Origin of the sequence: Actinokineospora fastidiosa (assembly GCF_014648415.1) — a bacterium.
GTDB lineage: Bacteria > Actinomycetota > Actinomycetes > Mycobacteriales > Pseudonocardiaceae > Actinokineospora > Actinokineospora fastidiosa.
Genome location: NZ_BMRB01000002.1, coordinates 1761742 through 1784635 on the forward strand (window position 1 = coordinate 1761742; position 22894 = coordinate 1784635).

25 protein-coding genes are annotated in these 22894 nt (G+C 72.2%); 3 read left to right on the forward strand and 22 right to left on the reverse strand.

Annotation, left to right across the window (positions count from 1 at the left end; all coding sequences use genetic code 11):
* Nucleotides 1-8: 8 nt before the first annotated feature.
* On the reverse strand, nt 9-1211 hold the full coding sequence (locus IEY98_RS18020) for an MFS transporter (protein ID WP_189211566.1): 1203 nt from the start codon (nt 1209-1211) through the stop codon (nt 9-11).
* A 24-nt stretch (nt 1212-1235) separates the two neighbouring features.
* Here IEY98_RS18020 and IEY98_RS18025 point away from each other — a divergent pair, with 24 nt between their 5' ends.
* Entirely contained in the window at nt 1236-1976 is a 741-nt protein-coding gene (locus tag IEY98_RS18025; RefSeq protein WP_189211567.1) for a class I SAM-dependent methyltransferase, read from the forward strand.
* A 130-nt stretch (nt 1977-2106) separates the two neighbouring features.
* Nucleotides 2107-2661: a hypothetical protein gene (locus IEY98_RS18030; RefSeq protein ID WP_229786999.1), complete on the forward strand. Its 555-nt coding sequence runs from the start codon at nt 2107-2109 to the stop codon at nt 2659-2661.
* A 155-nt stretch (nt 2662-2816) separates the two neighbouring features.
* Here IEY98_RS18030 and IEY98_RS18035 read toward each other — a convergent pair whose 3' ends face one another.
* The 10 genes from IEY98_RS18035 to IEY98_RS18080 form a co-directional block, all read right to left on the reverse strand.
* Entirely contained in the window at nt 2817-3392 is a 576-nt protein-coding gene (locus tag IEY98_RS18035; RefSeq protein WP_229787000.1) for a DUF1349 domain-containing protein, read from the reverse strand.
* A complete protein-coding gene (locus IEY98_RS18040) occupies nt 3386-3970 on the reverse strand; it encodes a nitroreductase family protein (protein WP_189211569.1) in 585 nt (194 codons plus the stop codon). The genes IEY98_RS18035 and IEY98_RS18040 overlap by 7 nt, the downstream gene beginning before the upstream one ends.
* A gap of 11 nt (nt 3971-3981) precedes the next feature.
* Nucleotides 3982-4485, reverse strand: a complete 504-nt coding sequence (locus tag IEY98_RS18045; protein WP_189211570.1) for a hypothetical protein — start codon at nt 4483-4485, stop codon at nt 3982-3984.
* Nucleotides 4486-4536: 51 nt separating this feature from the next.
* Complete coding sequence (wag31, locus tag IEY98_RS18050; protein ID WP_189211571.1) at nt 4537-5340, reverse strand: DivIVA-like cell division protein Wag31; 804 nt, start codon at nt 5338-5340, stop codon at nt 4537-4539.
* Between the two features lie 46 nt (nt 5341-5386).
* Nucleotides 5387-5671: a YggT family protein gene (locus IEY98_RS18055; protein WP_189211572.1), complete on the reverse strand. Its 285-nt coding sequence runs from the start codon at nt 5669-5671 to the stop codon at nt 5387-5389.
* Nucleotides 5672-5690: 19 nt separating this feature from the next.
* Nucleotides 5691-6299, reverse strand: coding sequence for a cell division protein SepF (locus IEY98_RS18060; protein WP_189211573.1), 609 nt, complete (start codon nt 6297-6299; stop codon nt 5691-5693).
* A gap of 111 nt (nt 6300-6410) precedes the next feature.
* Nucleotides 6411-7124 (reverse strand): YggS family pyridoxal phosphate-dependent enzyme, encoded by a 714-nt coding sequence (locus IEY98_RS18065; protein WP_189211574.1) that lies wholly within the window; start codon nt 7122-7124, stop codon nt 6411-6413.
* Complete coding sequence (gene pgeF, locus IEY98_RS18070; protein WP_189211575.1) at nt 7117-7824, reverse strand: peptidoglycan editing factor PgeF; 708 nt, start codon at nt 7822-7824, stop codon at nt 7117-7119. Before pgeF ends, IEY98_RS18065 begins: the two co-directional genes overlap by 8 nt.
* An 818-nt stretch (nt 7825-8642) precedes the next feature.
* On the reverse strand, nt 8643-9953 hold the full coding sequence (ftsZ, locus tag IEY98_RS18075; protein ID WP_189211576.1) for a cell division protein FtsZ: 1311 nt from the start codon (nt 9951-9953) through the stop codon (nt 8643-8645).
* 188 nt (nt 9954-10141) lie between these two features.
* The gene (locus IEY98_RS18080) at nt 10142-10645 is read right to left on the reverse strand and encodes a DinB family protein (protein ID WP_189211577.1); all 504 of its coding nucleotides are present in this window, start codon (nt 10643-10645) and stop codon (nt 10142-10144) included.
* 479 nt (nt 10646-11124) lie between these two features.
* On the opposite strand from IEY98_RS18080, the gene IEY98_RS18085 reads away from it, so the two are divergent.
* Entirely contained in the window at nt 11125-11580 is a 456-nt protein-coding gene (locus IEY98_RS18085; protein ID WP_189211578.1) for an Imm1 family immunity protein, read from the forward strand.
* Nucleotides 11581-11584: 4 nt separating this feature from the next.
* On the opposite strand, the gene IEY98_RS33145 is transcribed toward IEY98_RS18085, so the two are convergent.
* The 11 genes from IEY98_RS33145 to IEY98_RS18140 all read right to left on the reverse strand — a co-directional run bounded on the left by IEY98_RS33145 (nt 11585) and on the right by IEY98_RS18140 (nt 22869).
* The gene (locus tag IEY98_RS33145; RefSeq protein WP_189211579.1) at nt 11585-11731 is read right to left on the reverse strand and encodes a DUF397 domain-containing protein; all 147 of its coding nucleotides are present in this window, start codon (nt 11729-11731) and stop codon (nt 11585-11587) included.
* Complete coding sequence (locus IEY98_RS18095) at nt 11731-11907, reverse strand: DUF397 domain-containing protein (protein ID WP_189211580.1); 177 nt, start codon at nt 11905-11907, stop codon at nt 11731-11733. Before IEY98_RS18095 ends, IEY98_RS33145 begins: the two co-directional genes overlap by 1 nt.
* Nucleotides 11886-12707 carry a helix-turn-helix domain-containing protein gene (locus IEY98_RS18100; RefSeq protein ID WP_229787061.1) on the reverse strand — a complete coding sequence of 274 codons (822 nt, stop codon included), beginning with the start codon at nt 12705-12707 and terminating at the stop codon, nt 11886-11888. Before IEY98_RS18100 ends, IEY98_RS18095 begins: the two co-directional genes overlap by 22 nt.
* A gap of 75 nt (nt 12708-12782) precedes the next feature.
* On the reverse strand, nt 12783-13397 hold the full coding sequence (locus tag IEY98_RS18105) for a cell division protein FtsQ/DivIB (RefSeq protein ID WP_189211873.1): 615 nt from the start codon (nt 13395-13397) through the stop codon (nt 12783-12785).
* 88 nt (nt 13398-13485) lie between these two features.
* A complete protein-coding gene (murC, locus tag IEY98_RS18110) occupies nt 13486-14841 on the reverse strand; it encodes a UDP-N-acetylmuramate--L-alanine ligase (protein ID WP_189211874.1) in 1356 nt (451 codons plus the stop codon).
* Nucleotides 14842-14882: 41 nt separating this feature from the next.
* Nucleotides 14883-15983: an undecaprenyldiphospho-muramoylpentapeptide beta-N-acetylglucosaminyltransferase gene (murG, locus tag IEY98_RS18115; protein ID WP_189211582.1), complete on the reverse strand. Its 1101-nt coding sequence runs from the start codon at nt 15981-15983 to the stop codon at nt 14883-14885.
* Nucleotides 15980-17392: a putative lipid II flippase FtsW gene (gene ftsW / locus IEY98_RS18120; protein ID WP_189211583.1), complete on the reverse strand. Its 1413-nt coding sequence runs from the start codon at nt 17390-17392 to the stop codon at nt 15980-15982. Before ftsW ends, murG begins: the two co-directional genes overlap by 4 nt.
* Nucleotides 17392-18777 (reverse strand): UDP-N-acetylmuramoyl-L-alanine--D-glutamate ligase, encoded by a 1386-nt coding sequence (murD, locus tag IEY98_RS18125; RefSeq protein WP_189211584.1) that lies wholly within the window; start codon nt 18775-18777, stop codon nt 17392-17394. The genes ftsW and murD overlap by 1 nt, the downstream gene beginning before the upstream one ends.
* Complete coding sequence (mraY, locus tag IEY98_RS18130) at nt 18774-19859, reverse strand: phospho-N-acetylmuramoyl-pentapeptide-transferase (protein WP_189211585.1); 1086 nt, start codon at nt 19857-19859, stop codon at nt 18774-18776. Before mraY ends, murD begins: the two co-directional genes overlap by 4 nt.
* Nucleotides 19856-21322 (reverse strand): UDP-N-acetylmuramoyl-tripeptide--D-alanyl-D-alanine ligase, encoded by a 1467-nt coding sequence (locus IEY98_RS18135; RefSeq protein WP_189211586.1) that lies wholly within the window; start codon nt 21320-21322, stop codon nt 19856-19858. The genes mraY and IEY98_RS18135 overlap by 4 nt, the downstream gene beginning before the upstream one ends.
* Nucleotides 21319-22869: a UDP-N-acetylmuramoyl-L-alanyl-D-glutamate--2,6-diaminopimelate ligase gene (locus IEY98_RS18140; RefSeq protein ID WP_189211587.1), complete on the reverse strand. Its 1551-nt coding sequence runs from the start codon at nt 22867-22869 to the stop codon at nt 21319-21321. The genes IEY98_RS18135 and IEY98_RS18140 overlap by 4 nt, the downstream gene beginning before the upstream one ends.
* Nucleotides 22870-22894: the final 25 nt, after the last annotated feature.

Here is a 22894-nt window from a genome sequence, read left to right on the forward strand (position 1 = left end):
CATGCCTATCAGATGGCGAAAGCCGCCCTGCTGAACTTCCGCCAAACAACCGCGCTGAGCACGGCCATCGCGCCCGCGGCCACCCAGAACGGCCCGGTCACGCCCAGCCAGACGGCCAGCACGCCGCTCAGCGGCGCGCCCAGCGCCGCGCCGCCGATCACCAGCAGCCGGTAGACGCTGTCGACGCGTCCGCGCAGCTCGTCCGGCACGACCCGCTGGCGGACCGAGGTGGCCACCACGCCCCAGATGGCGCCGTGGCAGCCGAAGACGACGGTGATGGCCGCGGCGACCCAGGCGTCGGTGGCCAGGGCGAGCCCGACGTGGGTCAGCGTCTCCACGACGAGGCCCGCGCGCAGCAGGGTGTGCTCGCCGAACCGCCCGCGCAGCGGCGAGACCAGGGCCGTGCCGATGAGCCCGCCGACCGCGCCCGCGGTGATGAGCACGCCGAAGCCGATCTCGTCGAGGCCCAGGCGCTCCTTGGCGTAGAGCACGTAGATCGCGAACGCGGCCATGAGCAGGAGGTTCATCACGCCCAGGCACAGGCCCAGCGTGCGCAGCAGGCCGTGGCTCCACAGCCAGCGCACGCCCTCCCTGATCTCGCTGGTCAGCCGGGTCGTCGGGCGCTCGCGGGGCGCGGGCCGGTGCCGGATGGACAGCATGACGGCCGAGGCGAGCAGGAAGGCCACCGCGTTCACCCCGAACGGCAGCGCCGCCGCCACCGCGAACAGCGCCGCGCCGATGGGCGGGGCGGCGAACTGGTTGCCCACGTAGAGCACGGCCGTGAGCCGGGCGTTGGCCCTGGGCAGCGCCTCGGGGGCGACGAGCGCGGGCAGCAGCGCGCCCGCGGCGGTGTCGGCGAAGGTCTCGGCGATGCCGATCAGGAAGAACGCCAGGTAGACGACCCACACGGTGGCCAGCCCGCCCCACACCGCCACCGCGAGCCCGGCGACGACGACCGCCCGCAGGACGTCGACGACGGCGATCACCTTCCGCCGGTCCAGCCGGTCCACCCACGCGCCGCTGAACAGGGCGAACAGCAGCCACGGCAACTGCTGGGCGAACACCGCGCCCGCGACCAGCCGCGGGTCGTCGGTCAGCGAGGAGATGAGCAGCGGCCCGGCGGCGAGCGCGATCCCGTCGCCGATGTTGGTGGCGGCCGTCGCCGTCCAGAGCTTGCCGAATTCGCGCCCCAGCCTGGTGCCGCCCCCCATGCCGCACAACCTAGCTTGGTCCGCATGACCGTCTACGACACCATCGGCCGGACGTACACCAGCACGCGCAGGCCCGACCCCCGGGTGGCCGCCCGGATCACCGCCGCCCTCGGCGACGCGGCCACCGTGGTCGACGTCGGCGCGGGCGCGGGCTCCTACGAGCCGCCGACGACGGTGCTGGCCGTCGAGCCGAGCCCGACGATGATCGCCCAGCGCCCGCCGGGGGCGGCCCCGGCGGTGCGGGCGGTGGCCGAGGCGATCCCGCTTCCGGACAAGTCGGTCGACGCGGCGATGGCGGTGCTTACGATCCACCACTGGACGGACCTGGCCGCGGGCCTCGCGGAACTGCGCCGCGTCGCCCGCTCGCGGGTGGTGATCCTGACCTGGGACCAGACGGTGGCGCGGGAGTTCTGGCTCCTGCGCGAGTACCTCCCGGAGGCGATCGCCATCGACGACGCCCGCGCGGTCCCCATCGACCGCCTGGCGGACGCGCTGGACGCCAGGGTGGAGGCGGTGCCAGTCCCCCACGACTGCACGGACGGCTTCCTCGCGGCTTACTGGCGCCGCCCAGCCGCGTACCTCGACCCGGCGGTCCGGGCAGGCGCCTCCGGCTTGGCCCAAACCGGCGACACCCGCCTCCGCCCCGGCCTGGCCCGCCTGGAAGCCGACCTCACCTCCGGCACCTGGACGACCAACCACGCCGACCTACTGATGATGGACGAACTGGACGCTGGCTACCGCCTGCTAGTCGCCGACTTGCCCTGACTCAGATGATGGCATCATCTCGCCCCGACGCTGCGCATGTAACAAGATCGCCTGGATGTCCGACCTATGGGCGACCGACCGACGACCGCGCATCAGAAGGGGTTCCGGCGACTGAGTCATGGAGCTAGGCGTGACTGGCTTCGGCGTCTCGATATTCATGAGCTACCCGAAGCCGTACAACTCTCGGCAACGTCAGTTTGTCAGCGACGTCGTCTCCGACCTTCGCGGCCGCGGTCTGATGCCGCGCACGCTCGGCGTCACCGACTACGACACCGACGCTCCCCTGAAGGCGATCAGGCGGCTGATGTCGGAGTCCTACGGGCTTCTCACCATCGCCTTCCGCAGGGCGTATGTCGAACGGGGAACGGCCAATATCCGCACCGACCTTGAGAACATCCGCGAACAGTCCCTCGACGACACCTGGCTCACCACGCCCTGGGCGCACATCGAACCCGCGATGGCGTTCCAGATCGGTCTTCCGATTCTCATCCTGCGCGAACAGGGAGTCCGCGCGGACGGGGTGCTGGAGAAGGGTGTGGTCGGGCTCTACATGCCCGAGTTCGACCTGCACTCCCACGAGGAGAGCTACCTGAAGAGCCCGGAGTGGCAGCAGATACCCGGAAAGTGGGAGCGCCAGGTCAAGGCCGTCGCGGACCGAAGGAGCGAGCCGCCGGTTCTGTATTGAGGCGCACAACACGGGATAGACCACCGAGCACCGAGGCCCGGGTCTCGTGGGCCGCGACCGAATCCTGCGGCCAGTCAGATGATGCGACCATCCAGATGGTTTCGTCATCTCGATGATGACACCATCCCGATGATGACACCACCCAGATGGTGGCGTCATTCGGATGATGTCAGCATCTGGATCTCGTCGAAGTGGGTGGTAAAGCCGGGGCCGGTGGGGGCGGCGGTCATCACGCCTGCCAGGACGGGGGGATCGGGTGGGAAGTAGGCGAGGCGCAGCATCGTGGTGGGGGTGGCGGGGCCCAGGCCGTAGGTGATCGTCACCGTGTCGCCCGTGCGTTCGGCGGCGATGGTGACGCGGTCCACCTCGGTCACGCCCACGACCGACCAGTCGGAGAAGTCGCGGGTCACCACCGTGCTGATCTGGTAGGCGCCGTCCACGAGTTCGACCCCGGCCTTGATCCAGTTCCGCTCGTCGATGCGCAGCGCGATGCCCGCCTGGTCGTACTGGGCCCCGTAGTCGGCGGTGAACGACGCGCGGAGGGTGAAGTCGCCCACCAGGTGGGTGCCGAAGAGGTGGGCGGTGTCGCGGGCGTAGCCGTAGTGGGTGGTGCGCCAGAAGTCGGTGTCCGGGTCGGCGGTGATCGTCAGGCCGTCGCGGGTGGACCAGGATCGGGGCTCGTTCAGCCACCGCCAGTCGTCGAGGGGCGTCATCTCGGGAGCGCTCACCACCGACCGAAGTGGACGATCTCGTCGAGGTCGCGGCGCGGGATGCGGCGCGGGGAGGCGTCCTCGGACAGCTCCGGCTCGTCGGGGTGGCCGATGGCGATGACGCCGATGGGCTCGTGCGTGGCGGGCACGCCGAAGTCGGTGTGCAGGCGCTCGGCCCCCTCCGGGCCGATGCCGAAGAACACCGCGCCCAGGCCCTCGTCCACCGCCGTCTGCAGGATGAGCAGGGCGGCCATGCCCGTGTCGATGTGCCAGTACGGCACCGGCCAGTGCGACTCGGCGCGGTCGGTCCAGCCCTTGTCCTCGCGCGCGTAGCGCTCCAGGTACTGGTCCTTCACCGAGAACGGGACGATCACCGCGGGCGCGGTCCGCACCGAGTCGGACGTCCAGTCCGCGCCGAACTCCCAGAACTCCGCGAGATCGTCGCCCTGCAGGACCAGGAACGCCTGCCCCTGGGAGAACCCCGCGGACGGACCCCGGCGCGCGTTGCGCAGGATCCGGGACAGGCTTTCCGGGGACACCGGCTCGGAGCTGAACCTGCGCACCATCCGGCGACGGCGCACCACGTCCTGGAACTCCACGGTCCCCCCAGCTAGGTCGTCTGGTCGTGCCGGTGTCGAGCCGCGAGCACGGAGTCGGGCGTGCACACCGCGCATGGGGTGAAGCCGAGTTGGCGCGCCTCCGACACCGGCAGCGCCAGCGTCGGCCGCCCGGACAGCCACGAGCACCTGGCCAGGTGGTACCGGGGCCGCTCGTCCACCACCCGCACCTCGACCGACAGCCCGGCCACGACGAGCAGGTCCGACGCGTCGGTCTGCTCCTCGGCGGGCTCGTCCTCGGGCAGGTCGTCGGGCTCGGCGTCGACCACGGGCTCGTCGTCCGGCGAGTCCTCCGGCTCGGCCTCCGCCTCGTCGACCGCGCGGTCGGCGGCGGCCGCCCGGCGGCGGCGGTTGCCCAGCCAGTCCATGACCAGGACGGCGGCGCCAGCGAGGCTGATCGCGATCGACAGCCACGCCCACAGCGTGCTCGCCGTGGACAGCGCGACGACAAGCATGCCGAGCGCGGCCAGGACCAGCACCAAGACGATGTACAGCACCGTTGCGCCTCACCGACCGGGTCGCGTCAACGACCCGGTCGGCTTCGAGGATCAGCCCGCTTCGGCGCGGGGGCCGAAGGAGTAGCCGCTTTTCTGGCCTGCCGCCCGGCCGCCGTCGGCCGGGGCCGCGGGGCCGCGGTCGCTCAGCTCGCGCAGGCTGGACTCCAGCAGCGACTTCAACCGGGTGCGGTACTCGCGCTCGAACGTGCGCAGCTCGTCGATCTTCTTCTCCAGCGTGGTGCGCTCGGACTGCACCGCGCCGATGATCTCCGCGTGCTGGCGCTGGGCGTCGCGCTCCAGCGTGGTGGCCTTCTCGCGGGCCTGCCGCTCCAGCGTCTCGGCCCGGGTCCTGGCGTCGTTCAGCATGGTCTCCGCCCGCGTGCGGGCCTCGTTGACCATGGTGTCGGCCTTGGTCCGCGCCTCCGAGAGCAGCTGCTCGGACTTGGTGCGGGCCTCGGCGAGCATCCCGTCGGCCTCGGCCTTGGCCTCGCCGGTGAGCCGGTCGGCCATCTCCTGGGCCAGGCCCAGGACCTTGACGGCCTGCACGTGGTGGTCGCCGCCACCGGGGCTGGTCTGCTCCATCGGGCTCGGCGGGGGCACCGGCTGCAAGCGCCGGGACTCCTGCACCGGGGCGGCGCCGGAGCGGGCCTCGTCGAGGTCGGCGCGGGCGGATTCCAGCTGCGCGTCGAGCTGCTCGACCTGCGCGCGCAGGTCGTTGTTCTCCTCGATCAGGCGGGACAGCTCCACCTCGACCAGGTCGAGGAAGGCGTCCACCTCGTCCTCGTTGTAGCCCCGCTTGCCAATCGGAGGCTTGCTGAACGCCACATTGTGCACGTCAGCGGGGGTCAACGACATCTGATCACCTCACGCACTCCAGGGCTGCCAGCACCCGAGTTCCCCGTCACCCGGGATACGCCAGCCGCATCAGGATGAACACGACCAGCAGCAGCACCATAATCGATAGGTCCAGGCCCACGCCTCCGATTCGGACCGTCGGGATGATCCGACGGACCAACCGAACCGGAGGATCGGTCACTGTGTAGATGGTCTCCAGCGTCACCGCAACTCCACCCGCGGGCCGCCACTCGCGCGCGAAAGTGCGGACGAGCTCGACGACCACACGCGCGGTCAGCAACAGCCAGAAGGCGAAAAGCACCCAGTAGGCGATGAGCAGTACCGGTTCCACCCCACAACTGTGCCATCACTCAGCCGCGCCGGTCGAACCCGCCCTCGACGAGCCGCCGCTTGTCCTCCGCGGTGGGGTCGATGTTGGGCGGTGAGATCAAGAACACCTTGGCGGTGACCTTGTCGATCGAGCCGCGCAGCGCGAACGCCAGACCGGCGGCGAAGTCGACGAGGCGCTTGGCGTCGGCGTCGTCCATCTCGGTCAGGTTCATGATCACCGGACGGCCGTCGCGGTAGTGCTCGCCGATCGTGCGCGCCTCGTTGTAGCTGGTCGGGTGCAGCGTGATGACCCGGCCGAGCGGGTAGCCGCCGGGCGCGGGAGCGGTCTCGACCGGGCGCAGCCGGGGCGCGGGCTCGCGCCTGGGCTCCACGGCGAGCGCGCCGTGCGTCGCGGGCTCCGGCTGGGCCCAGGAGGGCCTGGCCGGGCGCTCGGCGTCGAAGTCGTCGCCGTACTCGCGCTGCGCGCCGAGCCAGCGGCGGCGGCCGGGCGGGTAGTCGTCGAACTCCTCGTCGAGGTACTCGGGTCGCCGGTAGCCGCCACGCCGGTCGTAGTCCTCCGACTCGTAGTCGTCGAACTCGTCGGCGGGGACCATGCCGAAGTAGGCCTTCAGCTTCTGCAGTGTGCTCATGGCGTTCCTCCGCGACTCCCCGAGCGTGGCCCGACATTCCCCGACCTGCGTCGATCTACCACGTTCCAGCCCGACTCAACCACTCCCCGGGGTTATGGCAACCGGAACCTCTTACGGGGAGGCTAGACCTCGGCCTCCCAGCAGGGCGGTTCCGACACGCACGCATGTCGACCCGTAGTCGATCGCTTCTTCCAGATCGTTACTCATGCCGCAGGACAGCTCACGGGCCGTGGGAAACTCGGTCCTCAGCTCTCCGGCGACACTTGCAAGACGATCAAAGGCGGCCCGGGGTTCCATCCCGAGCGGCGCCACGGCCATGATCCCGCGGAGGCGAAGATCACTCGATCGAATTACCCCGTGGGCCAACTCCGGGAGCCGGTCGAGCGGACAGCCGCCGCGCGCGGGGTCGCCGTCGATGCTGGCCTGGACGAGCACGTCGAGCGGCTCGGTCCGCTCCCCGGCGTCGCGGGCGGCGGCGACCGCTCTGGCCAGGGCCTCGGCGAGGCGGGGCGAGTCGACGGACTGCACCTCGTCGGCCCAGCGGACGACCGAGCGGGCCTTGTTGCGCTGGAGGCGGCCGACCATGTGCCAGCGGACGGGGGCGTCGACCTCGGCGGCCTTGGCTGCGGCCTCCTGGTCGCGGTTCTCGGCGAGGTCGCGGACGCCGAGCCCGGCCAGGATGGCGGCGTCGGAGGCCGGGAAGGTCTTGGTGACGGCGAGCAGCCGCACCTCCTCGGGGCTCCTGCCAGCGGCTTTGCACGCGGCCTCGATGCGGGCGCGCACGTCGGCGAGGTTGGCGGCGATCTCGGCGGCGCGGTCAGTCATGGTCGACCCAGGTGATCGCCGCCAATCGCCCAGTGGTGCCGTCCCTGCGGTGACTGAACAGCGTCCGGTCCTCGCGGGTGCACCTCGGGTCGACGCCGATGCGCGCCACGCCCGCGTCGGCGAGCTGGCGCCACAGGCCCGCGCGCAGGTCGACGCCGGGGGTGCCGGAGCGGGTCTTGCAGGCGCTGCCGGGCAGCCGGGCCTCCATGTCGTCGCGCATGGCGGCGGGGACCTCGTAGCACTCGCCGCAGATGGACGGACCGAGCAGCGCCTCGACGCGCTGCACGTCGGCGCCCGCCGAGGCCATGGCCGAGAGCGTCGCCGGGATGACGCCCACCCGCGCGCCGACGCGCCCGGCGTGCACGGCGGCGACGACGCCCGCCTCGGGATCGGCGAGCAGGACGGGCACGCAGTCGGCGACGAGCGCGACGAGCGCCAGCCTCGGCTCGGCGGTGACCAGCGCGTCGGTCGCCTCGACCGGCTCACCCTGCGGCCCGTCGACGACGGCCACCGTGCGCCCGTGCACCTGCTCCATCCAGACGACGCGCTCCTCGGGCAGACCGAGCTCGGCCGCCAACCGCGCCCGATTGGCCGCCACTGCCCCCGGCTCGTCCCCGACGTGATCGCCGAGGTTGAACGAGTCGTACGGGGCCTTGGACGCCCCACCCTCACGCGTGGTCACCACGCGACGAATCCGCACGTGGTGAACATTAGTGGGCGCTGGCGGCCCGGGTGGGGTGTCGCCCCCGGCCACGAGTGTCGGAGGTGGCAGGCCGCAGGTGGTCGAGGGGGCAGGGGTTCCTTCACCGGCCCCCGGGCCGCGCCCACGGAGCGGGTGTGGTGAGGGAGGAACGCCGGGCGAGTGGTCGGTTTCCGGGGACGTGGCTAGCGGCCCGGGGAAGGCGAAGCGTCCACCTCGCCTCGAACGGAACACCACGTCCCCGCAGCGCGGCGGCGACGCAGAAACGCCGGAGACGGCGGGCGTGGCTGATGGGCCGCCAACGGTGGGGCATCCGCCTACATACCGCCCTCCCCGGGGGCGCGGGATGACAGCGGATTCACCCGGTGCCGGACGGGAAGCGACACCGCCGAAGACCAAGCCGGTTCCCGGCGGACCTGGCTGATGGGCCGTCAAGGGTGAGGCGCCCGCCTGCAAACCGCCCTTCCCGCGGGCGTGGGATGACAGCGGGTTCACCAGGTGCCGGGCGGGAAGCGAAACCGCCGGAGACCTCGTCGGTTCCCGGCGAGCATGGCTGATGGGCCGTCAAGGGCCGGGGCGTCCACCTGCATACCGCCCTCCCCGGGGGGCGGGATGACAGCAGATTCACCCGGTGCCGAACGGGGAAGCGACACCGCAGAAGACCAAGCCGGTTCCCGGCGGACCTGGCTAATGGGCCGTCAAGGGTGGGACGCCCGCCTGCATACCGCCCTCCCCAAGCGCGGGGTGACAGCGGATTCACCCGGCACTGGGCGGGGAAGCGACACCGCCGGAGACCTTGGGGTCTCCGGCGGTCGCGGCTAGCGGCGCATGAAGGGGGGGACGTCCACCTCGTCGTCCGGGTCCTCGCCGACGGGGGTGGCTCGGCTGGGGAGGGTGCCGGGGGTGGTCGCGGGCCTGGTGACCGGCGGGTAGCTCGGCGTGACGGGGCGGGGTGGGTAGGTGGTGTTCTGGTAGCCGCCGGGGTAGCTCGGGGTGGTGGCGGTGGTGGGCTGCTCGGCCGGGGCAGGCGCTGGCGTCGGCGTCGGGGCCGGGGTCGGCTGGCTCACCGGGGGCGGGGTGGGTTCGGCGGGCTTCTGGACCTCGCCTGCGGTCGCCGTGGCGGTGGCCGTCGTGGGCTTGGCCGAGGACAGGGCCGTCGGGTCGAGCTTCTTGTGGGTCGGCGTGCCGCCGTCGAAGCCTGCGGCGATGACCGTGACGCGGACCTCGTCGCCGAGGGAGTCGTCGATGACCGTGCCGAAGATGATGTTGGCCTCGGGGTGCGCGGCCTCCTGGACCAGCGACGCGGACTCGTTGATCTCGAACAGGCCGAGGTCGGAGCCGCCCGCGATGGCCAGCAGGACGCCGTGGGCGCCGTCCATGCTGGCCTCCAGCAGCGGCGAGTTGATCGCCTTCTGCGCGGCCTGCACGGCGCGGCCCTCGCCGCGGGCGCTGCCGATGCCCATGAGCGCCGAGCCAGCGCCGGACATGACGGACTTGACGTCGGCGAAGTCCAGGTTGATCAGACCGGGCGTGGTGATCAGGTCGGTGATGCCCTGGACACCGGAGAGCAGCACCTCGTCGGCGGAGCGGAACGCGTCCATCAGGGAGACGCCCACGTCGCCGAGCTGGAGCAGCCGGTCGTTCGGGATGACGATCAGCGTGTCGCACTCGTTGCGCAGCGCCTGGATGCCGTCCTCGGCCTGCTTGGCCCGCCGCTTGCCCTCGAAGGAGAACGGCCGAGTGACCACGCCGATGGTCAGCGCGCCGAGCTTGCGCGCGATGGAGGCGACGACGGGCGCGCCGCCGGTGCCGGTGCCGCCGCCCTCGCCCGCGGTCACGAAGACCATGTCGGCCCCCTTGAGGACCTCCTCGATCTCCTCGCGGTGGTCCTCGGCGGCCTTGTGGCCGACCTCGGGGTTGGCGCCCGCGCCGAGGCCTCGGGTCAGCTCGCGGCCGATGTCGAGCTTGACGTCGGCGTCGGACATGAGCAGGGCCTGGGCGTCGGTGTTCACCGCGATGAACTCGACGCCCTTCAGCCCGACCTCGATCATGCGGTTGACGGCGTTCACGCCGCCGCCACCGATGCCGACGACCTTTATCACGGCGAGGTAGTTGTGCGGGGGCGTCATCGAGCCGCCTTCCTGTTCGCTGGACCTGCACTGCCGCCCGGCGAAACCCTCGACCTCAACCAGAGAGTCAGAGCTGTGTCAACCCCGGACCTACGCCAAGAAAGGTAGGCACACGATGACGCCCGATCCAGCCGCCACGCCGAACGGGCCGCCGGATGTTCGTCACCCGGTGTGAGCACACCCGGTGGTCATTCACCGGTGACGCCGTCGAGCAACTCCCGGATGATATCGAGGTGCCCGGCGTGCCGCCCGGTTTCCTCGATCATGTGCAGCACGACCCACCGCACGTTGACCTCGCCCTGGTTGCGGAACGGGACGGTGTCGGTGAGGCCCATACGGGCGGTGACCGCCCGGCTGTTGGCGCACTCGGCCTCGTACTCGGCGATCAGCTGGGCGGTGGGGATGTGGGCGGCGTCCTCGAACTCGGCGTCCGGCCGCTCCTTGGTGTAGGGCGCGGCGTCGGGCTCGCCGCACAGGACGGTCCGGAACCAGTACGCCTCGACCCACCGCAGGTGGGAGAGCAGCCCGGCCACGGTCATCAGCTTGGACGGCAGCACGGCGCGGTGGGCGTCGTCCTCGGAGAGTCCCCGCGCCTTCATCACGATGGTGGCGCGCAGGTAGTCCAGGAACCCCTCGGCCTGGGCGAGTTCGTCGCCCACGTAGGCGGGGTCGATGCGGGTATCGGCAGTCATGGGAGGGCAGTCTGGTCGAGTGCGCGGATCACGGGCCACCGGATTACGGCAGGTCCGGCTAGTGGCGGCCGTGGTGGAGCCCGGGAGAGGTCAAAGGTTCTGCAGGTGACCGCGAGCGCGGACGCATTGGCCAGCGTCACCTCGGCGGCTGCCATGGTCGGCGAGGCAGGAGGTCTCGGGGCCCGCTCGACTGCGGGCAGTGGGCACGCGGCAGCCACTCATGCGCACTCGACGATGGCGCTCACGTTGGCCGAGTTGGGTCGCGTTCACGAACTCGCCGCGAACGCGGCCTCGGCGATCGAGGAGTACCTGGCGGCCATCGCGGGCGCGCCGGGCTCCACGAGCGGATCCGTTGACCAGCGCGTCCATCGGAGACCTCCGCACGGACAAGCCGCCGAGGTCGACCGCGTCGAGCGTCTTCGCGCCGAGTTGCCGCGGCCGATCGACGGGAAGGGCACCGGGCGCAAGACCCACGGGCGGTGGTTCGTCGGAGAGCGATCGGCTCAACCGATCAGGAAGGCGACCACATCGCCGCCACGCCGGACGCGGTCGACGAAGCGCTGGACCACCTCGCCTCCCTCGTGCACGAAGGCGGGCTCGTCGCCGAGGTCACCCGGCAAGGCGACGACGTGACCACCCTTTACGTCGGCATCAACGGCGAGGTGGGCGCCCTTTGCTTCACCGACACCGACGCCGCTCACTACAGCCAGGGCACCCCGTCGGCAAGCGGCGAGGTGTTGAGCTACGCGATGCAGCAAAACGAGATGGAACTCCCCCCCGACGCGGAGCTACCGATCTCGGACGTACGAGCCGCGGTGCACGAGTACGCGAACACCGGAACTCGACCGGTCGGGATTCGGTGGCAGCGGTGGCGTGCGCCGGAAACGCCGGACAGCGCCGTCGCTGATCCGTCCGACACCTCCATCTGGGGATGACGCGCTAGCGGAGGTGGGTGAGGAGGGCTCGAAGGGCCGGGGTGGGGAGTTCGGTCTGGGGGTGCTTGCTGTCGCGGATCGCGGTCATGTCCCGGCGTAGCTCGACGCAGTCGCTTGCGCTGCCGGACCGGGACGACTTGCGCCAGTCCATCACTTCACCTGGCCGATGAGGCGGGTGATGGCGGTTCGGGAGACCTCCAGGACCGCGTCAGGGCGCTTGCTGTCGCGCAGCGCCGCTAGGTCTTGGCGCAGTTCCACGCAGTCGCCTTCGCTGCCGGACCGGGAAGACTTACGCCACTCCATGATCACAACCTTTCCAGCATCCATCCGATGAAGCGCCTGCTGTCCGCCGATGACATGGCCGACTGCTCGATCTTGGCACGGATGTCCTGGTATGGCTTCACCTCTTCGTCGTAAAGGAAGACGGCGCTGCGCATCAGCTCGACGTAGACGACCGGGCTGTCACGGCGGAACTCCATCAACATCCACGAATGCAGCAAGGCCGCCGGGTGCTGGCGGACGATGCGGACACCGATGCCGCGGTCGTAGACCGCGTACAGGTGCTCCAGTTGCTCCCTGAAAGCCTCACGACCGCCGAACGCCGACCGGAGGGCGTGCTCGTGGATGAAGGCGGTGTAGTCGATCTTCCGCAGCACCTCCTGCCGCTTCTGCCGCGCCGCCCACCTGACTTCGACCTGATCGCCCGCGAGGCCGTCCGCGCGCATGATGGCCTCGGAGTAGTGCCTGGTGTGGAGCAGACCCGGAATGACGCTGACCGCCCAGCTGGTGATCTGCCGGGCGTCGGACTCCTTGCTGATGAGGGTGTTGAGGTGCGGCATGCCGGGCAGGTCGCGGGCCCACCAGCCGGTCTGATCGCCCGTCCGGGCGTTGGCGACCATCTGCTCGCGCAGCGGACGGGGCACGCCGTAGATCGCCAGGACGGTGGCCATGTCCTCGGTGGTGATGTGCCGTTTGCCGTTCTCCACCCGGCTGAGTGTCGAGATCGACCAGCCGATCGCCTCGGCGGCTTGCTCCAGTGACAGGTTCGTCCGCTCGACGCGGACCGCTCGCAGTTGTGCCCCTAGGGCGCGATCCCGGCCCTGGGGTGGCTTCCGTTGACCTCCCATTTCGCGGAGAATGCCGTAACGGGCCGACAACTGAACGTGCTTTGCCGCAGTAGCAAGAGGTTTGGGCCGCGAAGATCACCCAATGGTGGGAAACTCGGGAGCGGCCACGTCGTAGACCTTTCCCTTCTGTGTCAACAAGGCCCCGATTACCGCCGCTTTATGCGCGGAATCCTCCACCCCGCCCCACTTGATGACGCGCCCGTCCTTCAACGTCAACCGCACGTCGTGCGCGGTTCGCGCGTCCACCACCCGCACCTGTGGGCGCAGTTTCGCCGGGAGCGCGTGCAATACCTGCACGCCCGCCTTCACCGCCGCCGGTTCCGGCGCCTTCAATGTGGGCAAACCGGCGGGCGCTTTCGCCTTGACCGCGTAATCCACGCCTTCCACGTCCACCAAATGGAACCCGTCCTCGGCGACGATCATCGCCACGGGGGTCCGCTCGGTCACCGTGATCTCCAGCGTGCCCGGCAGCGACCGGCCCACGTCCACGCCCGCGACGCGCGGCAGCTCCAGCACCTTCGCCGCCACCTCCGCCGTGTCGACGCGCGCCAACGGCGTGCCCGACTCGACCGCGGCGACCTTCCGCACCTCCTCGGCCGTCAGCTCCTTGATCCCGACGACCGAGACCTCGCGCACGCCGAGCACCGACGTGAACATCACGACATACACCACCGCCGTGATCACCAGCATCACGCCGATGACCGTCAACCGGCGGACCAGGAACCGCCGCCGGGCGCGCCGCGCCGCCGGGCGGCGGCGCGGCGCGGGCCTGGCGGACCTAGTCACCCGTGCGCCGATCCAGCTCGGCGAGCAGCTCAGGGCCCAGCGACGTCACGTCGCCGGCGCCCATCGTCATCACCAGGTCGCCGTCGCGCACCAGGTCCGCGACCTTCGTGATGACCTTGTCGAACGCGGGCTCGTAGTGCACCCTGCCCTCCGGCAGCGGCACCGCGTCGGCGATGAGCGCGCCCGACACCCCGGGCACCGGCTCCTCGCGCGCGCCGAACACGTCCAGCACGACCACCTCGTCCGCCAGCCCGAGGGCGGTGGCGAACTCGGCGGCGAACGCCTCGGTGCGCGAGTACATGTGCGGCTGGAACACCACCACGATCCGGCCCTCGCCCGCGGCGGGGCGGACCGCCCGCAGCTGGGCGTCGACCTCCGTCGGGTGGTGGGCGTAGTCGTCGTAGACGCGGACGCCGCCCGCGCGGCCCTTGAACTCGAACCGCCTGCGCACGCCGCCGAAGGACGCGATGCCCTCCAGCATCCCGGACCGGGGGGCGCCCAGCTCCTCCCCCGCCAGCAGCGCGGCCAGCGCGTTGCCTGCCATGTGCTCGCCGGGCACGGCCACGTCCAGGTCGAACTCGTCCGACCCGATCCGCACCCGCGCGACGCCGCCGCCGTCGACGGCCCGGTAGTCGAGCAGCACGGCGTCGTGCTCGCCGAAGGCGCGCCGCCCGTACCGGCGGACCCGGATGCTGTGCGCGGCCGCGCGCTCGGCCAGCGCGGCCGAACCCGGGTCGTCCGCGCACGCGATCAGCACGCCGCCGGGCTCGATGCGCTCGATGAACGAGTCGAACACCGCGACGTACGCCTCGACGGTGCCGTGGTGGTCGAGGTGATCGGCCTCCACATTGGTCACCACCGCGACCGACGGCGTGTAGACCAGGAACGATCCGTCCGACTCATCCGCCTCGGCGACGAAGATCCCGCCCGTGCCGTGGTGCGCGTTCGACCCCGACTCGTTCAGGTCGCCGCCGATGGCGAACGACGGGTCGAGGCGGCAGTGCTGCAGCGCCACCGTCAGCATCGACGTGGTCGACGTCTTGCCGTGCGTGCCCGCGATGCACGCCGACCGCTGTCCGACCATCAGCTCGGCCAGCGCCTGCGCGCGGTGCAGCACCGGCAGCCCGCGCCGCCGCGCCTCCGCCAGCTCGGGGTTGGTCTCCCTGATCGCCGTGGACACCACCACGGCCGACGGGCCGCCCGGCAGCAGGTCCAGGTTCTCCGCGGCCTGCCCGACCGCGATGCGGGCGCCCTGCGCGCGCAGCGACAGGAACGAGCGCGCCTCCTTGGCGTCGGAGCCCGACACCGCCATGCCGCGCGCGAGCAGGATGCGGGCGATGCCGCTCATCCCCGCGCCGCCGATGCCCACCAGGTGGGCGCGTTCCAGACTCACTTCCGGTCCTTGAGCGTGTCGAGCACCATGCGGGCGAGGACGTCGGCGGCCTCGCGGTGGCCGCTGCCCTGAGCGGCCGCCGACATCTGCCGCAGCCGGGTCGGGTCGGTCATCATGGGCACCACCAGGGAGGCGACCTTGTCCGCGGTCAGCTCGGCGTCCTGGACCATGAGCGCGGCCCCGGACTTCACCGACGGGCCCGCGTTGAGCGCCTGCTCGCCGTTGCCGTGCGGCAGCGGGACGTACACCGCGGGCAGGCCGACGGCCGACACCTCGGCCACCGTCATCGCCCCGCACCGGCACAGCACCGCGTCGGCGGCGGCGTAGGCCAGGTCCATGCGCTCCAGGTACGGCACCGACGCGTACCGGGGCGCGCCCGGGAACTCCTGCACGGCCAGGGTGTTCTTCGGCCCGTGCGCGTGCAGCACGCCGATCCCGGCGTCGGCGAACGCCTTCGCCGCGCCGGACACCGCGTTGTTGATCGACCGGGCGCCCTGCGAGCCGCCGAACACCAGCAGCGTCGGCGCGGTCGGGTGCAGGCCGAAGAACTCCCGCGCCTGCGCCCGCAGCGCCCGCCGGTCCAGCTTGACGATCGACTCGCGCAGCGGGATGCCCACGACCTCGGCGTTGGCCAGCCCGGTCCCGGGCATCGCGACGGCCACCCGGTCGGCGAACTTGGCGCCCACCTTGTTGGCCAGGCCGATGCGGGCGTTGGTGTCGTGGACGATGATCGGCATGCGGCCGCGGGCGGCCAGGTAGGCGGGCAGGGCGACGTAGCCGCCGAAGCCGACCAGCACGTCCGCGCCGACGCGGTCGAGCACCTCACGGGTCTGCTTGATGGCCGCGCGCACGCGCAGCGGCAGCTTCAGCAGGTCGACGTTCGGCTTCCTCGGCATGGGGACCGGCGGGATCATCTCCAGCGGGTAGCCGCGGGCGGGGACGATGGTCTTCTCCAGGCCGCGCTCGGTGCCCAGCGCGACGATCCGGGCGTCCGGCCGCAGCCTGCGGACCGCGTCGGCCAGCGCGAGCGCGGGCTCGATGTGCCCGGCCGTGCCGCCGCCGGCGACGACAACGCAGGGACCGGTACCTGAACTCAACGACGTCCTCCTTTGCTGGCGCGCGGGGTCGCGCGGCTTGCCTTCTGCCGGGCCTGCGGCACCCGCTTCGCGGTCACCCCGGTCGGCCGCCCCGAGCCGCGCGGGCGCGCGGTGGGCCGCGCGGGCCTGCGCTTCTTCGGCGGCTGGTACGGGTCCGGCGCGGGCAGGCGCATGATCCTGCCGAAGCGGCCCGGCCCCTGTGAGCGTAGCGCCGACACCGCCTCGGGCTCATTGCGCGCGCAGTTGGCGAGGATGCCGAACACCAGCATCGTCACGACCACGGACGTGCCGCCGGAGGAGATCATCGGCAGGGTGATGCCGGTGACCGGGAGCAGGCCGACGACGTAGCCGACGTTGATGGCCGCCTGCGCGACCAGCCACACCGTCAGCGTCCCGGCGACCATCCTGATCCACGGGTCGATGTTGCGGGTGGCGATGCGCAGGCCCACCACGGCCAGCATGGCGAACAGGCCGAGCACCAGCGTGCAGCCGAGCAGGCCCAGCTCGTCGCCGATCAGGGCGAAGATGAAGTCGTTGTAGACGTTGGGCAGGAAGCTCCACTTGGACGATCCCTGGCCGAGCCCGCTGCCGAACAGCCCGCCGTCGGCGAGCGCGAGCCGGGCCTGGTCGGCCTGGTAGTTGAGCCCCTCGGCGTCATCGCCGGGGTTGAGGAACCCGACGACGCGTTCGAGGCGGTAGTCGGTGCCCACGGCCAGCAGCAGCGCCCCGGCGACCGCACCCAGCAGGAGCGCGCCGAACAGCCGCATCGGCGCGCCCGCGAACCACAGCAGGGCCACGAGCACCACGCCCAGGGTGATGGTGCCGCCGAGGTCGGGCTGCAGCATGATCAGCGCGCACATCAGCAGGGCGACCGGCAGGACGGGGACCAGCAGGTGGCGGTAGCGGTGCAGGACGGCCTTCTTCACCACCAGCACGTGCGCGCCCCACAGCGCGAGCGCGACCTTGCCCACCTCGACCGGCTGGAACGACAGCGGGCCCAGCTTGAACCAGCTGTTGGTGCCGTTGATGTTGGCGCCGAGCGGGGTGATGACCAGGACCAGCAGCACGATGCTGACCACCATCGACGGCGCGCTCCACGACCGGATGCGCGCCAGCGGCAGCCGCACGCCGAGCCAGAACAGGCCCGAGCCGACGACCACGTAGATCAGCTGCTTGAGGAAGACGGTGTAGAGGCCCTTGCCGTCGTCGTAGGACTCCACCGACGACGCCGAGAGCACCATGACCAGACCGATCACGGTCAGCAGCGCGAACACCGCGAGCACCAGGTGGAACGACGCCAGCGGCCTGCCCAGCCACGCGGTCAGCGCGGTGCTCGCCGCGCCCAGCTTCCCGCCGACGCGCACCCCGCGCCCGGCGCGCTTGGGCCTCGGCTGCGCCTCGACGGCCATCACCGGGCCCCGGTGCCGCCGTGGTCCTCCCCGGTGAGCCGCCGGACGGCTTCGACGAACGCCTCGCCGCGGTGGGCGTAGTCGCGGAACATGTCGAGGGAGGCCGCGGCGGGGGCGAGCAGGACGACATCCCCCGGACGGGCCAGGGCGCGCGCCGCGCGGACCGCTGCGATCATGGGCTCATCGTCTCCCGACGGGACCCGCTCGACGGGGACATCCGGCGCGTGTCGCGCCACCGACCCCGCGATGACCTCGCCGTCCGCGCCCATGACGACCACGCCGCGCAGCCTGCCGGACACCTCGCGCGCGAGCCCGTCCACGGTCGCGCCCTTGAGCAGGCCGCCCGCGATCCACACGATCGAGTCGAACGCGCGCAGCGAGCCGCCCGCCGCGTGCGGGTTGGTCGCCTTGGAGTCGTTGACGTAGGTCAGGCCGCCCGCCTCGGCGACGACCTCCGCGCGGTGCCTGCCGGGGGTGAACGCCCGCAGCCCGTCGCGCACCGCGTCCGGGCCCACGCCGTAGGCGCGGGCGAGGGCGGCCGCGGCGAGCGCGTTGGCGACGTTGTGCGGGCCGGGCGGGCGGACGTCGGCGAGCGTGGCCAGCTCGGCGGCCTCGTTGACCGGGTCGTCGGTGAACGCGCGGTCGACCAGCAGGTCCTCGACCACGCCGAGGCCGCCGGGGCGCGGGGTGTCCAGGCCGAACCCGACGCGCTGGGTCTCGACCTCGTGCGCGAGGCGGGTGACCAGCTCGTCGGCGGTGTTGTGGACCGCGTACCGGGCTCCGGTGTAGACGCGGGCCTTGGCGCGGGCGTACTCCTCCAGCGAGCCGTGCCAGTCGATGTGGTCCTCGGCGATGTTGAGGATGGCGGCGGCGTGCGCGCGCATCGACGACTGCCAGTGCAGCTGGAAGCTCGACAGCTCCACGGCCAGCACGCGGTGCCCGGCGAGCACCGCGTCGACCACGGGCAGGCCGACGTTGCCGCAGGCCACGGCGTCCAGACCGGCGGCGAGCAGGATCGACTCCAGCATGCCGACGGTGGTGGTCTTGCCGTTGGTGCCGGTGATGGCCAGCCAGACCGGCGGCTCCGGCATCGTCTCGCCGATCCGCCAGGCCAGCTCGACGTCGCCGATGACCTCGACGGCGGCGTTGGCCAGCAGCGGGCTGTCCGGCCGCCAGCCGGGGCTGGTCACGACCAGCTCCGTCCCGGCGGGCGGCTCGGTGATGGCGTGCGCGGTGCGCACGTCCAGCTCCAGCGCGGCCAGGCGGGCCGCGTCGCCGTCGGCGACGGTGACCTCCGCGCCCAGCGACACCAGCGCCCGCGCGACTCCCGTCCCGGCGACCCCCGCGCCCGCGACCAGGACCCGCGTGCCCGCGTAGAGCGTCACCGGCCGCCGCCCAGGGCGAGCCAGTCGGCGTAGAACAGGCCGAGGCCGAACATCGCGCAGACACCCGCCAGCAGCCAGAATCTGATGATGACCGTGGTTTCGGCCCACCCGGCGAGCTCGAAGTGGTGGTGGAACGGGGCCATCCGGAACAGCCGCCGCCGGGTCGTGCGGAAGACCGCGATCTGCAGCACCACCGACATCATCTCGACCACGAACAGGCCGCCGATGACGATCATCAGCAGCTCGGTCCGCGTGGCGATGGACAGGCCCGCGACCAGGCCGCCGAGGGCCAGCGAGCCGGTGTCGCCCATGAAGATCTTGGCCGGGGCGGCGTTCCACCACAGGAAGCCGATGCACGCGCCCATGCCCGCCGCGGCGACCACGGCGAGGTCGAGCGGGTCGCGGGTGTCGAAGCAGGCCGCCTCCTGCACCCGGGCGCAGTCGTGGCTGAACTGCCAGAACGCGATGACGACATAGGTGCCCAGCACCATCGCCGACGAGCCGCCCGCGAGGCCGTCGAGGCCGTCGGTGAAGTTCACCGCGTTCGACCACGCCGACACGGCCAGGTAGCAGAAGACGATGAAGCCGATCGTGCCGAAGGAGACGATCGCGATGTCGCGGACGAACGACAGGTGGTCCGACGCGGGGGTCAGGCCGTTCTCGTCGGGATAGCGCAGCGCGAGGATGGCGAACACGATCGCCACGGCCAGCTGGCCGACCAGCTTCGCGGTCTTGTTCAGTCCGAGGTTGCGCTGCTTGCGGATTTTGATGAAGTCGTCGAGGAAGCCGACCATGCCCAGGCCGGTGGTCAGGAACAGCACCAGCAGGCCGGACGCGCTCGGCGAGTCGTTGCCCTCGCCGAAGGCGTTGAACGCGTGCGCGGCGCCGTAGCCGACCCACATCGCGATGATGATCGCGACGCCGCCCATGGTCGGGGTGCCGCGCTTGGACTTGTGGCCCTGCGGGCCCTCCTCGCGGATCTCCTGGCCGAAGCCCTGCCGGGAGAACACCCGGATCAGGTAGGGGGTCAGGAGGATGGACGCGACGAGCGCGAGCGCCGCCGCGATCAGGATGGACTTCACCGGGTCTCCCCCTGGGGCGACTCCAGCAGCGCGTCGGCCACCCGCCACAGGGCGGCCGACTTGGAGGCCTTCACCAGCACGACGTCACCGGGGGCCAGCTCGGCGCGCAGCAGCGCGACGGCGGCGTCGACATCCGGCACCAGCACCGACTCCTCTCCCCACGAGCCCTCCAGGCTCGCCCCCCGGTGCATGGGCGCGGCCTGCTCGCCGACCACCACCAGGCGGTTGATGTCCAATCTGACGGCCAGCCTGCCGATCTCGTCGTGCGCGGCCACCGACTCCGCGCCCAGCTCGGCCATCACTCCCAGGACGGCCCAGGACCGCCGCCGGTTGCCCATGCGGGCCATCGCGGCCAGGGTCTTGAGCGCGGCGCGCACCGACTCGGGGTTCGCGTTGTAGGAGTCGTTGACGATCGTCACGCCGTCGGGCCTGGTGATCACCTCCATGCGGCGCGCGGACACGCGGCGGGCGTCCGACAGCGCGCGGGCGGCCTGCTCCGGCGTCGCGCCCGCCTCCAGGGCGACGGCCGCGGCGGAGAGGGCGTTGCCGACGTGGTGCGCGCCGTGCAGGCCGAGGGCGACGTCGGCGGAGCCGTTGGGGGTGACCATGGTGAAGCTCGCCCGCGCCTGCTCGTCGAGGCGGATGTCGACGGCGCGGATGTGGGCGTTCATGGCCTCGCCGACCAGCACGACCCGCGCCCTCGTCCGCGACGCCATGGCCGCGACCAGCGGGTCGTCGGCGTTGAGCACGGCGACGCCGTCCTCGGGCAGCTTCTCGACCAGCTCGCCCTTGGTCTGGGCGATGCCCTCGCGGGAGCCGAACTCGCCCACGTGCGCGCTGCCGACGTTGAGCACCACGCCGATGCGCGGCGGCGCGACGTCGCAGAGCGCGGCGATGTGGCCGGGGCCGCGGGCGGACAGCTCCAGCACGAGGAACCGGGTGTCGGCGGTGGCGCGCAGGGCCGTCCACGGGTGGCCCAGCTCGTTGTTGAACGAGCCGGGCGGGGCGACCGTCGGGCCGAGCGGGGTCAGGACCTGGGAGATCAGGTCCTTGGTCGAGGTCTTGCCGGACGAGCCGGTGACGCCGACGACGGTCAGCCGGTCGAGCCGGTCGACGACGTGGCGGGCGAGCCTGGCCAGCCCGGCCAGGACCGCGGCGCCGGAGCCGTCGCGGTCGCCGGTGAGCGCCACCGAGCGGCGGTGCGCCTCGGTGACCGGCGGGACGATCACCGAGGGCGCGTCGACCTCGCGGGCGGCGAGCACCCCGACCGCGCCCTGCTCGACGGCCTGGGCGGCGAAGTCGTGGCCGTCGACCTTCTCGCCCGGCATGGCGATGAACAGCCCGCCGGGGGTGACCCGGCGGGAGTCGAACTCGACGGAGCCGGTGACGGTCTCGGAGCCGTCTGCGTTGTGGAGTCGGCCGCCGGTCGCCTCGGCGACCTCGGCCATGGTCAGCGGGATCATGCGGGCTCTCCCAGGCTGGCGCGGATCGCCGCCTCCAGCTCGTCGCGGTCGGAGAAGGGGTGGACGACGCCAGCGACCTCCTGGCCGGTCTCGTGGCCCTTGCCCGCGACGACGACGACGTCGCCGGGACGGGCGGCCGCGACCGCGACGCGGATGGCCTCGCGGCGGTCGCCGACCTCGACGATGTCGCCGCGGTCGGGGGCGCTCTCGGCGCCCGCGCGCATGGCGGCGCGGATGGCCGATGGCTCCTCCCCGCGCGGGTTGTCGTCGGTGATGACCAGCAGGTCGGCGCGGCGGGCAGCGGCCTCGCCCATCAGCGGGCGCTTGGCGGTGTCGCGGTCGCCGCCGCAGCCCAGCACGACGATGACGCGGCCCTCGGTGCGGGCGCGCACGGCGTCGAGGGCCAGGGCGACGGCCTCGGGCTTGTGCGAGTAGTCGACGACGGCGGTGAACTCCTGGCCGACGGCCACGCGCTCCATGCGCCCGGGCACGCCGACACCGGCCAGGCCCGCGGCGATGGCGTCGTGCTCGACGCCGACCGCGTCCAGGCAGGCGGCCGCGACCAGGGCGTTGGCGACGTTGAACAGGCCCGGCATGGGCAGCACGACGTCGATCGCGCGCTGGTCGGGGGTGTGGATGCGGAAGGACTGCTCGCCGGAGCGGGAGGTGCGCACCTCGCCCGCGGTCCAGTGCGCGTCGCCGGCGAGGGCGACGGTGACGGTGTCGGGGGTGACCAGGCGGCGACCCCACTCGCCGTCGACGCAGACGACCTCGGCCCGGGAGCGGCCGTCGAACAGCCGCGCCTTGGCCCGGAAGTAGTCCTCCATGTCGGCGTGGAAGTCCAGGTGGTCCTGGGACAGGTTGGTGAAGGCGCCCACGGCGAACGCCGTGCCGCCGACCCGCTCCAGCTCCAGCGCGTGGCTGGAGACCTCCATCGGCACGTGCGTGACGCCGCGCTCGCGCATGACGGCCAGCAGCGCCTGCAGGTCGGGCGCCTCGGGCGTGGTGAACGCGCTGGCCAGCCGCTGGCCCGCGATGCGGGTCTCGACCGTGCCGATCAGCCCGGTCGTGGCCCCGGCGGCGGCCAGGCCCGCGTCGATCATGTAGGTGGTCGTGGTCTTGCCGGACGTGCCGGTGACCCCGATGACCTTCAGCTCAAGCGACGGCTCGCCGTAGATGTAGGCGGCGAGCGGGCCGAGCGCGGCACGCGGATCGTCGTGCACGAGCACGGGCACGCCCGCGGCGCGCACGGCGGGCCGGGCGGCCCCGGCGGCGTCGGTGAGGACGGCGACCGCGCCCGCGCTCACCGCGTCCGCGGTGAAGTCGGCGCCGTGCGCACGCGCGCCGGGCAGCGCGGCGAAGACGTCGCCGGGCCGCACGTGCTGGGCGCGCAGCGTGGCGCCGGTGACGGCCACATCGGACACCGCGGGTGCGTCCGGGTCCGGGCGGGCGTTCGCGCGGGTGGCCAAATCGGCCAGCGCGACGGGCGGGATGCGAGTGGGGCGAGGCGGCGCTGTGACTGCCTTGCCGACGAGCTTGGCGGGCACGTCGGGGAGGCTACCCGCGCACGGA